The sequence below is a fragment of the Aquariibacter albus genome (assembly GCF_014145335.1).
GTDB lineage: Bacteria > Pseudomonadota > Gammaproteobacteria > Burkholderiales > Burkholderiaceae_C > Aquariibacter > Aquariibacter albus.
Map to the genome: position 1 here is coordinate 783196 of NZ_JACIVI010000001.1, position 12451 is coordinate 795646.

14 protein-coding genes are annotated in these 12451 nt (G+C 74.9%); 12 read left to right on the top strand and 2 right to left on the bottom strand.

The genetic code is table 11. The annotated features are described in order from the left end of the window. Positions 1–12: 12 nt before the first annotated feature. From H4F90_RS03475 to H4F90_RS03500, 6 genes are all read left to right on the top strand, one after another. Positions 13–342: a DUF3240 family protein gene (locus H4F90_RS03475; RefSeq protein ID WP_182661500.1), complete on the top strand. Its 330-nt coding sequence runs from the start codon at positions 13–15 to the stop codon at positions 340–342. Continuing rightward, positions 339–1577 (top strand): TolC family protein, encoded by a 1239-nt coding sequence (locus H4F90_RS03480; protein ID WP_182661502.1) that lies wholly within the window; start codon positions 339–341, stop codon positions 1575–1577. Before H4F90_RS03475 ends, H4F90_RS03480 begins: the two co-directional genes overlap by 4 nt. A gap of 165 nt (positions 1578–1742) precedes the next feature. After that, the gene (locus tag H4F90_RS03485) at positions 1743–2027 is read left to right on the top strand and encodes a hypothetical protein (RefSeq protein WP_182661504.1); all 285 of its coding nucleotides are present in this window, start codon (positions 1743–1745) and stop codon (positions 2025–2027) included. Between the two features lie 99 nt (positions 2028–2126). Then, positions 2127–2408 (top strand): PepSY domain-containing protein, encoded by a 282-nt coding sequence (locus H4F90_RS03490; RefSeq protein ID WP_182661506.1) that lies wholly within the window; start codon positions 2127–2129, stop codon positions 2406–2408. A gap of 5 nt (positions 2409–2413) precedes the next feature. Then, positions 2414–3007, top strand: a complete 594-nt coding sequence (locus tag H4F90_RS03495) for a cytochrome b/b6 domain-containing protein (RefSeq protein WP_182661507.1) — start codon at positions 2414–2416, stop codon at positions 3005–3007. 57 nt (positions 3008–3064) lie between these two features. Beyond that, positions 3065–3379 (top strand): ATPase with chaperone activity, encoded by a 315-nt coding sequence (locus H4F90_RS03500; RefSeq protein ID WP_182661509.1) that lies wholly within the window; start codon positions 3065–3067, stop codon positions 3377–3379. A 31-nt stretch (positions 3380–3410) separates the two neighbouring features. Here H4F90_RS03500 and H4F90_RS03505 read toward each other — a convergent pair whose 3' ends face one another. Next, entirely contained in the window at positions 3411–4976 is a 1566-nt protein-coding gene (locus H4F90_RS03505) for a radical SAM protein (protein WP_182661510.1), read from the bottom strand. Positions 4977–5148: 172 nt separating this feature from the next. Here H4F90_RS03505 and cysE point away from each other — a divergent pair, with 172 nt between their 5' ends. From cysE to H4F90_RS03530, 5 genes are all read left to right on the top strand, one after another. Then, the gene (gene cysE, locus H4F90_RS03510) at positions 5149–5919 is read left to right on the top strand and encodes a serine O-acetyltransferase (RefSeq protein WP_182661512.1); all 771 of its coding nucleotides are present in this window, start codon (positions 5149–5151) and stop codon (positions 5917–5919) included. Between the two features lie 157 nt (positions 5920–6076). Beyond that, positions 6077–7759: an ATP-binding protein gene (locus H4F90_RS03515; RefSeq protein WP_182661514.1), complete on the top strand. Its 1683-nt coding sequence runs from the start codon at positions 6077–6079 to the stop codon at positions 7757–7759. Continuing rightward, complete coding sequence (locus H4F90_RS03520) at positions 7756–8493, top strand: winged helix-turn-helix domain-containing protein (RefSeq protein ID WP_182661516.1); 738 nt, start codon at positions 7756–7758, stop codon at positions 8491–8493. The genes H4F90_RS03515 and H4F90_RS03520 overlap by 4 nt, the downstream gene beginning before the upstream one ends. 131 nt (positions 8494–8624) lie before the next feature. Next, positions 8625–10496 carry a potassium transporter Kup gene (locus H4F90_RS03525; protein ID WP_328700851.1) on the top strand — a complete coding sequence of 624 codons (1872 nt, stop codon included), beginning with the start codon at positions 8625–8627 and terminating at the stop codon, positions 10494–10496. A 77-nt stretch (positions 10497–10573) separates the two neighbouring features. Next, entirely contained in the window at positions 10574–11293 is a 720-nt protein-coding gene (locus H4F90_RS03530) for a hypothetical protein (protein ID WP_182661520.1), read from the top strand. Positions 11294–11317: 24 nt separating this feature from the next. Here H4F90_RS03530 and mog read toward each other — a convergent pair whose 3' ends face one another. Continuing rightward, positions 11318–11947, bottom strand: a complete 630-nt coding sequence (gene mog / locus H4F90_RS03535; protein WP_182661521.1) for a molybdopterin adenylyltransferase — start codon at positions 11945–11947, stop codon at positions 11318–11320. Positions 11948–12051: 104 nt separating this feature from the next. On the opposite strand from mog, the gene H4F90_RS03540 reads away from it, so the two are divergent. Then, positions 12052–12327, top strand: coding sequence for a hypothetical protein (locus H4F90_RS03540; protein ID WP_182661523.1), 276 nt, complete (start codon positions 12052–12054; stop codon positions 12325–12327). Positions 12328–12451: the final 124 nt, after the last annotated feature.

Genomic DNA, 12451 nt, shown 5'->3' on the forward strand with positions numbered 1-12451 from the left:
GCTGTCCTGTCCATGTCCTCCCACGTCTGTCTGCACCTTCTGCTCCCGGCCGCGGCCGGGCTGCGCGTCACCGACCTGCTGCTGGCCGAGGGCGCGGGCGGGGTCGAGTTCAGCCTGCATCCCGTGGCGGCGCGCGGGCCGCACATCCACCTGGCGGCCGACGAGGAGCGCGTGCAGGGCCATGCCCAGCGCCAGCACCTGAGCCTGGTGCTGCCGCGCGAGCAGGCCACCCGCCTGCTCGCACGCCTGCAGGCCGAGCTGGCCGGCTCCGACGGCGGCTGGTGGATCAGCCCCGTCGAGGCCGTCGGTGGCTTCAAGCCGGCCGCGGAGGCTGCGCAATGAGCTTGTCGTCCCGCCCCGCGCTGCTGCCCCGCAGCCTCGCGCTCGGCCTGCTGCTGGCCGCCGCGGCCCAGGCCGCGCCCGGCCTGCCCGATCCGGAGGCGGTCGAGGCCGCACTGCGTGCCGCGCCGGCCCTGCAGGCTGCGCGGGCGGACGTGCAGGCCGAGACCGCCGCCGGCCGTCAGCTGCAGCTGGGCCCGCATGCCTGGACCCTGGGCCTGGGCGCGGCCCGCCGCACCCTCGATCCGGTGGCCGGCCGGCGTTCGAACGATGTCGAGCTGAGCCTGGAGCGCGGCCTGCGTCTGCCCGGCAAGCAGGCGGCGGCCGAGCGCCTGGGCCAGGCCCGGCTCGACGCCGCCCGGGCGGCCTGGGCCCGCGACTGGCAGCTTCAGGCCGGCACCCTGCTCGACGGCCTGGCGCGCTGGCACCGCGAGGGCCTGCAGGCCCGACGCCTGGCCCGGCAGGCCGCGGTGGCCGCCGAGGAGGCCCGGGGCCTGGTACGCCGCAAGCAGCTGGGCGATGCCTCCGCGCTCGACGCGCTGCAGGCCGAGGCGGCGCTCGCGCAGTGGCAGGCCCTGCAGCGCGGCGCCGAAGGCCGGGCGGCTGCGGCCGAGCTGCTGCTGCTGCGCCAGTTCCCCGGCCTGGTCCTGCCGCCGCCCGAGCTGCCGCTGCCGCCGCTTCCGGCCGCCGAGCTGCCGCTCGACAGCCAGCACGCCGGTCTGGAGGCCCTGGTCCGCGACCGCGAGGCCGCCTCCGCCGCCCTGGCGGCCGAGACCCTGGAGCGCCAGCCCGATCCCACCGTCGGCGTCCAGCTGGGCCGCGCGACGCTGGACGGCGAACGCCGCGTCGGCCTGAGCCTGAGCCTGCCCTTCGGCAGTGCGGCCCGCGACGCCGGCCTGGAGGCCAGCCGCGCCCGCCTGGCCGCGCAGGACGCACGCCTTGACCAGGCCCGGCGCGACCTGGCCGCCCAGCAGGCCGCCCGCCTGCGCGAAGCCCAGGCCCAGCACACCGCCTGGCAGGCCGCGCAGGCCGCCGCCGAGCGGCTGGAGCAGGTCACCCGCGGCCTCGAGCGCAGCCATGCGCTCGGCGAAGCCTCGCTGGCCGAGCTGCTGCAGGCCCGCCGCCTGGCCCATGAGGCCGGCCTCGCCGCCGAGCTCGCCGCCCTGGACGCCTGGCTGCTGCAGTGGCAGATCGCCCTCGACAGCGGCCGCCTGTGGCCGGCACCGCCGCTGCGCTGAGCGGGCGCCCGGCCCCGGCCCGGGGGCGGCGTCGGGAGACGTCCGACCCCCTCGGCGCCTGACAGCGTGTCGGTGCTTGCCTGACACGCTGCCGCGCCATCCGGCGACTGCGCCCGCGGCCCGGCCTGCCTAGAGTGGGAACCATCCCCTCGATGGAGTCCCGCCATGCCGCGCCCGAACGCCCACCCCGTCCATCCCTTCGCCATGCTGCTCGATCCGGCCGCCGTGCTGACGCGCATCGAGCACTCCGAGCGCCTGCAGGGCCTGGCGCGGCATGTCTGCCGGCCGCTCGACACCCTGCGACCTGGCCCCGCCGGCCTGGACGACGAGGCCGAGGCCGGCGACGAACCCCGCTGGGTCTCGCGCGACCGGGTCCGGCCCGCCGCTGACGCCGCCCCGCCCGCCGGCGACGATGCCGCCGACGAAGACCGTTTTCGCTTGCGAAGCTGAAGCGCGCGCTTCAGCGCCCCTTCAGTGCCCCTGGAGAGACTGGCGTCCAGCGGTCCGCAGCCCGGACCCGGTCCCATTCCCCTTCCAGGAGCCCCTGCCATGACCTTCCGCAAGACCCTCGTTCTCGCCCTCGCACTGTCCGCCGCGGCCGCCGCCCAGGCCGGCCCGAGCTGCACCGAGGAACCCACCAGCAAGTGGCTCACGGCCGAGCAGATGAGCGAGAAGTTCCGCGCCCAGGGCTATGTCGACGACGTGCGCAAGCTGCATGTCTCCAAGGGCAAGTGCTGGGAAATCTATGGCCACGACAAGGCCGGCAAGGCGGTCGAGGTCTACTTCCACCCGATCACCGGCGCGATCGTCCAGGAAAACCGCAAGGACTGATCGCCATGGACCGCCGCGCCGCCGCGCGCCGCCGGTCCGGGCCCGTGCCGACGGTGCGGGTCTGGGATCGCTTCGTGCGCTTCTTCCACTGGAGCCTGGTCGCCAGCTTCTTCGGCGCCTGGCTGAGCCGCGACGACTTGCGCAACCTGCACGAATGGCTCGGCTGGCTTGCGCTGGGCCTGGTGGCCGCGCGCATCGTCTGGGGCTTCGTCGGCCGCGGCGCGGCCCGCTTCGACCACTTCGTGCCGCGCCCGGCCACCCTGCGCGCCTACCTGCTGGCGATGCGGCGGGGCCGCGAGCCGCGCCACCTGGGCCACAACCCGGCCGCGGCGGTGATGATCCTGTTCCTGCTGGCCGCCGTCGTCGGCATCGGCGGCACCGGCTGGATGATGACGCTCGACCGCTGGTGGGGTGTCGAATGGGTCGAGGAACTGCATGAAGGCCTGGTCGAGCTCACGCTGATCGCCGTGGCCGTGCATGTGGCCGCTGCCGTGTTCGAGAGCTGGCGGCACCGCGAGAACCTGATCCTCGCGATGTTCACCGGCCGCAAGCGGGCCGGCCCCGAGGCGGCGGATCCCGCCGCCTCCGACCGGACCTGAGCGTGCCGGCCGGCCACCGGCCGCGGGCCGCGCCTGCGGCTCTGCTACACCCGCGGGATGCACACCCTCCCGCCTTCCTTCCTGGCCTTGCACCCGAGCCCGCCGCGCGGCTGGCGCGCCCCCGAGCTGGCCGCCCTGAGCGAGCGTCACGAGTTCTGTGAGGACCTGGCCCAGAGCCTGGCCGAGAGCTGCCGCGGCCTGCCCGGCGCCCTGGGCGTCACGGCCGACGATGTGCTGGCGCGCTGCCACCGTGGCCTGGCGGGTCCGGAGGCTGGCGTCAGCCCCGCCGAGTCGGTCTGGGTGCTCCGCCGCCTGGCCGAGCTGCTGGGCTGGCGCGATCCCGGCGACTGGCTCGACCCCGCCGCCCGCTAAGGCCGGCGCCGCGCCACCCGGCCCTGCGGCCTCAGGCGGTCGCCGCCGTCGCGGCGGCCGAGTGGCCCGCCAGCGTGCCCATCATCCGGGCCAGCGAGGCATCGTCATGCCGCAGCACCGCCTGCACGGTCAGGCAGGGGCTGCTGAGCACCACGTTGCGCACCAGCAGTTCCGGATCGAGCGGCAGGCTGCGGATCAGCGCTTCCACCTCGGCCAGGCGGCGGCGCACGGCCAGAGCCTCGGGCTCGGCCAGGCGCTGCTCGGCCAGATAGGCCTCGCCGCTGGCGCGCAGGTAGCTGAACAGGAAGTCCAGCCGCGGCATCTCCTCGCCGCAGGCCAGCAGCGCGTCGGCCGGGGCATGCGCGCGCACGCGCAGGTCCAGCTCGCGGCGAACCACCTCGGCCAGCAGCCGCTCGCCCCGGGCCTCGGCCTGCCCCAGCAGCCCGACCAGGGGCGAGAACTTCGCGTGCGCCTGCACGGCCGATTCGGCCCAGTGGCGCAGCTGCAGGCGCAGGCCCTCGAACGCCTGCGCGTTGTCCCGTTCCAGGGCCGAGCCCTGCGGGCAGTCCACCGCGTCGTAGCGCTGCGACAGGGCCCGCAGCGCCTCGATCGACAGACTGCGCAGCGAGGCGCCGGCCGGCTGGGACACCACGTTGAAGTGAATCCGCACGCCATGGCCGTTGCACCAGTCGAGCAGGTCCGGGATCTCGTCGGCATTGACCGGCATCGGGCACACGGCCATCGACAGCCGCCCCTGGCCGGCCAGGCGCTCGACGAAGGCATCCACATTGCGCATGACCTGCGCGTAGTTCGCGCCGACGCGGATCTTTTCGTAGGTGGACTTCACGCGGCTGTCGATGGACATCACCAGCAGGCCGTTGAGCCGGTCCAGCACGCGCTTGACCCGCTCGTTGAGCACGGTGCCGTTGGTGGTGATGACCACCTCCATGCCTTCGTTGAGCTCGATCATCGCGTCCCAGATCTCGTGATAGATCGGGATCAGAAAGGGTTCGCCGCCGTAGAAGCGGGCTCGCTTGAGGTGCGGGATGAACTCGCGCAGCTGGGTGACGAAGGCGCTGTCGTAGGGGCAGGGAATCGGCGGCAGCTTCTCGCGCTTCTCGCGGATCAGCGAGGAGAACCAGCCATTGCACATCGAGCACTCGAGGTTGCAGGTGTTCGACAGCTCGAAGTCCATCTGGCGCGGGTAGGGGCCCGGCGCACGGCTGAGCCGGTCCTTCGCGCGCTGCAGCCAGCCGACGGGCGCGGCCGGCGCGGGCGCCAGCGAGTCGAAGGCCCGTGCCACCATGCCCTGGAAGTTGCCGGCCTCGTAGGGCAGCGCGCACAGCCGGCAGCCGCCAGCCAGCGGGGTCTCGGGCGTGAGCATGGCCGCTTCCAGGGCCTTGCGGTGGGCGCTGTCCCAAAGCTCGCGGACGCTGGACTGCGGGTACTGGCCGTAGGCCTCGCTGCGGTTGTAGCAGCAGGCACCGACCGTGCCGGTCATGCCGAAGTACATGTTCAGCGCCGGGGCGTGGCACAGCGCCCGGGTGTCGGCGCAGTGGCGCTGGGCGTCGTAGGCCGCGCGTCGGGAGGTGTTCATCGGGGCAAGGGCAGGGCAGGGCGAAAGCGCGCCGCATCGTCTCAGCTGAGGCCAAGCCGCACAAGGCCGGGTCGGCCCCGGGGTCTGCGGGCCTTTGGGGGCCGATGAGACAATCCCGACGGTTTTCCGCAGGCTCTCCCGCCCCGCGCAGCCCCCGCCTCCGCCCCCGACCATGTTTGCCCGCCTGCGCGAAGACATCGCCTGCATCCTCGAACGCGACCCGGCCGCGCGTTCGGCCTTCGAGGTGCTCACCTGCTACCCGGGCCTGCATGCCATCGTCATCCACCGCTGGGCCCATGCCTGCTGGCGGCGGCGCTGGTTCTGGCTGGGGCGCTTCCTGTCGCAGACCGGCCGCTTCCTGACCGGCATCGAGATCCACCCGGGCGCCACCCTGGGCCATCGCGTCTTCATCGACCACGGCATGGGTGTCGTCATCGGCGAGACCGCCGAAGTCGGCGACGACTGCACCATCTACCAGGGCGTCACCCTGGGCGGCACCTCGCTCTACAAGGGCGCCAAGCGCCATCCCACCCTGGGCAAGGGCGTGATCGTCGGCGCCAATTCGCAGGTGCTGGGCGGCTTCACGGTGGGCGATGGCGCGCGCATCGGCTCCAGCGCCGTCGTCGTCAAGCCCGTGCCGGCCGGGGCGACCGCCGTGGGCAACCCTGCGCGCATCCTGCATGCGCCCGACGATGCGGCCCGCGAGGCCGCCGCTGCCAAGATGGGCTTCTCGGCCTACGGCGTCACCCAGGGCGACGACCCCGTCTCGCAGGCCATGCGCGGCCTGATCGATTCCGCCGCCGGCCACGAGCACCAGATCGCCATGCTCTGGCAGGCGCTGGACACGCTGATCAAGGCGCAGAACCCCGAAGTCTGCGTGCCCGGCGATGCGCAGCGCGCCGAGGCCTTCGACGCCGAGGGGCTCAAGGGCCTGGTGAAGTGAGGGAAGGGCGGCCCCGGGCCGGCGCCCGGTGCAGCCCGCTCCGCTGAGCGGGTCACGCCGGCCGGGAGCCCGCCGCACCCCGGCCGTGCCCGGCGGACAGGGCTTGCGGACCGCGTCCTGATGCCATCCTGATGCCCGGCGTGGCAGGCTTCGCCCCATGGCACCGCTCGCCGCTCCCCCGTCTCCTGCCCGCCGGCCTGGGTCGTCCGGGCGCACGCTGGCGGCGGCGGCCCTGCTGTGGGGCCTCACGGCCCTGGCCCTGGCCGCCCTCGACGGCCGGGTCGAGCATGCCACCCTCGCGCTGCTGCTCGTGCTGGCCGCGGCACTGAGCGGCCTGCTCCTGCCGCCCGGGCCCTCGGTGGCGGTCTGCACGCTGGCGGTGGCCGCCTTCAACTGGAGCCTGGTGCCGCCGCGTGGCAGCCTGCGCGTGGCCCTGCAGCCCGATGTGCTGCTGCTGGCCACCACCGTGCTGGTCGGCGGCCTGGTGGCGGCCCTGGTCGCACGCCAGCGCCGCGCGGCCGAGCGTGCCGCCGCCCAGGCCACACGGGCCGAGGCCCGCCGCGCCTGGGCCGAGGCCCTGCGCGGGGCTGCTCATCCGCGCGAGCTGGCCGCGGCCCTGCTCGACCGCCTCCGCGAGGGCCTGCGCGATCGGCCCGGCCTCCTCGGCGCCAGCCTCTGGCTGCCCGCCGCCGGGTCCTGGCCCGAGGCCTGGGTGGGCGACCCACCCGGCGCCGAACAGCGGGAGGGCGCCGGCCTGGCCCATCGCCTCGGCCGTGCCTTCGGCCCCGGCACCGGCCACCACGAGGCGTCATCGGCCTGGATCCTGCCGCTGCCCGGCCCGCAGGGCCCGGAGGGTGTGCTGGTGCTGGGCCTGGCGCGGGCCGAGCGCGGCCCGGCCGACCCGGTCTGGGCCGAGGGCCTGGCCGCGCTGCCGGAGCTGCTGGAGCCCTATGCCGAGGCCCTGGCCCAGGCCCGCCTGCGCGAGGCCGCCGCCGCCGCCCGCGCCGAGGCCGAGGCCACCACCCTGCGCAACACCCTGCTGGCGTCGATTGCCCACGACCAGCGCACGCCGCTGGCCGCCCTGCTGGGCGCGGCCACCGCCTTGCGCGAGACCGACCGCCCGCTGGACCCGGCCCGCCGCGCCGCCCTGCTCGACACCGTGATCGAGGAGGCCGAGGGCCTGGTCCGCCTGAGCGAGAACAGCCTGCAGCTCGCCCGGCTGGAGGCGCCCGGCGCGCGGCTGGCGGCGGACTGGGAGTCGGTCGAGGAGATCGTCGCCACCGTGCTGGCCCGCGCCCGCCGGCATGACCCGGCGCGGCGCCTCAAGGCCCGGGTCGAGCCCGGCCTGCCGCTGCTGCAGGCCGATGCCGCGCGCCTGGTGCAGCTGCTCGACAACCTGGTCGACAACGCCCTGCGCCATGGCGGCCCCGCCGGCCCGGTGGAGCTGCTGGCCCGACGCCAGGACGGCGGTCTGCTGCTGGCCGTGCGCGACCGCGGTCCCGGCGTGCCGCTGGCCCTGCGCGAGCGCATCTTCCAGCCCTTCGAACGCGGCCCGCGTGCGCCGGGCGAGGCCGCCCCGCAGCGCCGCGGCGCCGGCCTGGGCCTGGCCCTGGGCCGGGCCATCGCCGCGGCCCACGGGGGCCGCCTGCGCCTGCGCGCCCGCGCCCACGGCGGCGCCAGCTTCGAATGCTGGCTGCCGCTGGCCGCCGATGCGCCCGCCGCCGGCGAGGTGCCGCTGGCGGCCGATCCGGCGTCCGCCCGCTCCGAGCGGCCGGCTCCGGACGGGCCCGCTGCGCAGCCGGGGCTGCCGGTCCCGCGGCCCCGGGAGACCCCGCCGTGAGCCTGCGCGTGCTGCTGGTCGAGGACGACCCCGTGCTGCGCGCCACCCTGCGCGCCGGCCTGGAGGCCGAGGGCCATGCCGTGGCGGCCGCGGCAAGCCGGGCCGATGCCGAGGCCCAGCTCGCCGAAGCCCTGCGCCGCCGCGAGCCGCCCGAGCTGCTGCTGCTCGACCTGGGCCTGCCCGACGGCGAGGGCGAGGCCCTGCTCGTCCGCCTGCGCGCGCCCGACAGCCCGCTGCGCCTGCCCGGCCTGCCGGTGCTGGTGATCTCCGCCCGCGAGGACGAGGCCGGCAAGGTCCGCCTGCTCGACGCCGGGGCCGACGACTACCTGGTCAAGCCCTTCGGACTGCCCGAGCTGCTGGCCCGCATGCGGGTGGCCTGGCGCCACCGCGGCCGCGCGCCCGAGCCGGCCCGCCGCCACTACGTCCGTGACGGCCTGGCGGTGGACCTGGCCGCCCACCGCGTCCGCCTGCACGGCGCCGAGGTGCATCTGACCCCCACCGAATTCCGCCTGCTCGCCTGCCTGGTGCGCGGCGCCGGCCGCGTGCGCACCCACCGCCAGCTGCTCGCCGAGGTCTGGGGGCCGGACTGCGTCGAGCAGACCCACTACCTGCGGCTCTACATGGCCCAGCTGCGCGCCAAGCTGGAGGCCGAGCCCGCCGACCCGCGCCGCCTGCTGACCGAGCCGGGCGTGGGCTACCGCCTGGTCGAGCCCGAGCCCGACGAGGGCACCTGAGCCCGCACGCCATCCCGGCCGCCGCGTCCTTATGCGGCCCTGATGCCGCGCGGCGGAGCATGAAGCCCTCTCCGCTCCGGGCCCCTCGCGGCCCCGACCCCATGGCTTCCCTTCCCCAAGGGGCCGGCGCCGTGCCGGCCCCCCGCGCCACCCAGGCCGCCCTCACCGTGGCCGCGCTCGGCGTGGTCTATGGCGACATCGGCACCAGCCCGCTCTACACCGTCAAGGAGGTCTTCGCCCCCGCCACCGGCGTGCCGCTGGATGCGCCGCACCTGGTGGGCGCCGTCTCGGTCATCGTCTGGACGCTGCTGCTCGTCGTCTCGCTCAAGTACGTGCTGCTGGTGCTGCGTGCCGACCACCACGGCGAGGGCGGTGCCCTGGCCCTGGCCGCCCGCGTCGCCGGCCTGATGGACGGTCGGCCGGCGCAGCGCACCCTCGTGCTGGCCCTGGGCCTCGCCGCGGCCACGCTGTTCTATGGCGACAGCCTGATCACCCCGGCCATCTCGGTGCTGGGGGCGATGGAGGGCCTGGCCGTCGCCTCGCCCGCGCTGGCGCACTGGACGCTGCCGGCCGCGGTGCTGATCCTGGCCGGGCTCTTCCTGGTGCAGCGCTTCGGCACGGCCCGGGTGGGCACGGCCTTCGGGCCCATCATCGCCCTGTGGTTCTTCACGCTGGCGCTGACCGGCGTCGTGCAGATCGCGCAGACCCCGGCCATCCTGGCGGCGCTGAACCCGCTGGCGGCCGTCGGCTTCCTGGCCGATCGCGGCCCCGGCCTCCTGCTGGTTCTGGGCGCCATCGTGCTGGCCGTCACCGGCGCCGAGGCGCTCTATGCCGACCTGGGCCACTTCGGCCGCCAGCCCATCGCCCGGGCCTGGAGCTTCTTCGTCTTCCCGGCCCTGGCCCTGCATTACCTGGGGCAGGGCGCGCTGCTGATGGCCGAGCCGGCCGCCCTGGAGAACCCCTTCTTCCGGATGTTCCCCGCCTGGGCCCTGTGGCCGGCCCTGGGCCTGGCGACCCTGGCGGCCATCATCGCCTCGCAGGCGGTGATCTCGGGGGCCTACTCGGTCACCCGGCAGGCCATGCAGCTCGGCTTCCTGCCGCGGCTGACGGTGCGCCACACCTCGGCGGCGGCTTCGGGGCAGATCTACATGCCGGTCGTCAATGCCGTGCTGCTGGCCGGCGTGCTGGCGGCGGTGCTGGGCTTCGGCAGCTCCTCGGCGCTGGCGGCCGCCTACGGCATCGCCGTCACCCTGACCATGGGCATCACCGGCCTGCTGGTGGCCGTGCTCGCGCGCCGCGCCTGGGGCTGGCCGCGGCTGCGGGTCGGCCTGCTGCTGGCCGGTCTGCTCGGGCTGGACGGGCTGATGATCGGCGGCTGCCTGATCAAGTTCGCCGACGGCGGCTGGTTCCCCCTGGCCCTGGGCGGCCTGCTGGGCCTGGGCATGGCGCTGTGGGCGCGTGGCCGCCATCGCCTGCTGGCCGCGCTGCGCCGCGACGGCCTCGCGCTGGACGACTTCGTCGCCCGCCTCGCCGCCGACCCGCTGCCGCGCATCGCCCGCACCGCCATCTACCCCTCGGCCGACGCGCAGACCGTGCCGCAGGCCCTGCTGCACAACCTCAAGCACCACCAGCATCTGCACGCCCGCAACCTGGTGCTCACCGTGCGCTTTGCCGACAGCCCCTGGGTGCCGGCCGGACAGCGCCTGAGCGTGCAGCCCCTGGGCCAGGGCTTCTGGCGGGTCGGCGTGGCCTTCGGCTTCATGGAAGAGCCCGACCTGCCGCAGGCCCTGGCCGGTCTGGCCGCGCACGGCCTGCCCATCGAGCCCGCCGCCACGAGCTACTTCCTCAGCCGCGAAACCCTGCTGCCGCGGGCCGCGGGCGGTCCTTCGGCCTGGGCCGACCGGGTCTTCGCCGCCATGAGCCGCCAGGCCCGCGGCGTGGCCGGCTTCTTCCGCCTGCCCGAGGGCGCGGTGGTCGAGCTGGGCACCCGGCTGCGGCTGTGAGACCGGCGGGCGGCCCGCCACCGTTCCGCCCCGGCGGCCGTCATCGCGCTGTCGCCCTGCGGGCACAGACTGTTGCGATGCCCTGGCCCGCCCCGCACGCCCATCGCCGCCGGCCGATCCGGCGCAGCGTGGCCGTCCTCGGCCTGCTGGGGCTGGCCACCGCACCGGCCTGGGCCGCCCGCCCCATGGTCACCGACGACGCCCGCCTGGTCGATCCGCAGGCCTGCCAGCTCGAAACCTGGCGCCGTGTCGGCCCCGAGGGCGGCGAAAGCTGGGCCCTGCCGGCCTGCAACCCGGCCGGCGGGCTGGAACTGACGCTGGGCGGTGCGCGCCAGCGCGGCGAGGGCCCGGCCACCGATGCCGTGCTGCTGCAGGCCAAAACCCTGTTCCGTCCCCTCACGCCGGGCGACTGGGGCTACGGCCTGGCCGTGGGCACCGTCCAGCGACCCGGCCCGGCCGACGAGTTCTACGCCTACCTGCCCTTCAGCCGCTCCTTCGGGCTGGACGAACTGCTGCTGCACGCCAACCTGGGCCTGCTGCACGAAGGCGCCACCCGGCGCGAGCGCCTGAGCTGGGGCCTGGGCCTGGAATGGGCCGTCGCGCCCCGCCTGGGCGGCATCGCCGAAGTCTTCGACCAGGCGGCCGGCCGGCCCATGGTCCAGATCGGCCTGCGCAGCTGGCTGCTGCCCGGGCGGCTGCAACTGGACGCCACCGCCGGCGAACGCCTGGGCGGCGAGCCCCGCAGCCGCTGGCTCAGCCTGGGCCTGCGCCTGCTGACCCCGCCCTTCCTGCCCTGAGCGCCGTCGGCGCGGCCGCCAAGCTCAGGGCCGCGTCCAGCGGATCGCCGTCTTCGGCCGGAAGGCCTTGCACACGGCGGCGTCCGTCTCCAGGTAAGGGCCGCCGATCAGGTCGATGCAATACGGCACCGCCGCGAAGATGCCCGGGCAGGGCGGCGTGGCGGCCGGCAGGCCCTCCAGCGTCTCGGCGATGGACTTGGGCTGGCCGGGCAGATTCAGGATCAGCGCCTTGCCGCGAATCACCGCCGTCTGCCGCGACAGGATGGCCGTGGGCACGAAGCGCAGGCTGATCTGCCGCATCTGCTCGCCAAAGCCCGGCATCTCACGCTCGCCCACCGCCCGCGTCGCCTCCGGCGTCACATCGCGCGGCGCCGGGCCGGTGCCGCCGGTGGTCAGCACCAGATCGCAAGCCTCCTCGTCCACCAGCGCCTGCAGCGCGGCGCTGATCTGCGGCACCTCATCGGGCACCAGCCGCGTCACCCAGGTGATCGGATTCAGCAGCGCCTTGCCCAGCCAGGCTTGCAGCGAAGGAATGCCCTGGTCGGTGTAGACCCCGGCGCTCGCCCGGTCGCTGACCGACACCAGACCGATGCGCACGGACGCGGGCGGCGGCAGGCCACCGTTGCAGGAAGGGGAGGGGGTGTCGGGGGACATGGCAGGAAAGGAAGCGGGCCGGGCGCGGATTGTGCCGGGGGCTCGGGCGGCCGGAGCGGCCACCCCTTCCCGGCCCGCCTGGTGGCGAGCATCCGCCGCTGAAGGTGTCTGAACAGGTCATTGATGGCGTGCCGTCAGAAACTGAGGCAGAAGAAAGTGCGGGGCTTGCTTCACCTGTGCAATCGCCGATCAGAGGTATTGGTGATGCCCGGAAGACCGCCACAGAGAAACAAGGTGAAACGTTGGAGCTGCTTGCCATGAACATGCGCTGCTTACGGCAGGTCGCGCCGCTTTTGGATCGCATCATGCAAAGGGTCAAGTCGCTTGAAAGGGGGTGTGTTGCATCTGGGGTTAAGCCTTTGGGTCAGCCAATGCGCTGAGCGACTCTGGAATAAAACGTGGTGTGGGTGGGTCTTTCAGGCGGCGACGGGAGCGTGTACTCTTCGGGGCCTTGAACGTTAGGCGGCGCGGGCACGTCGTCGGCGTGACATCCATTACTTGTTC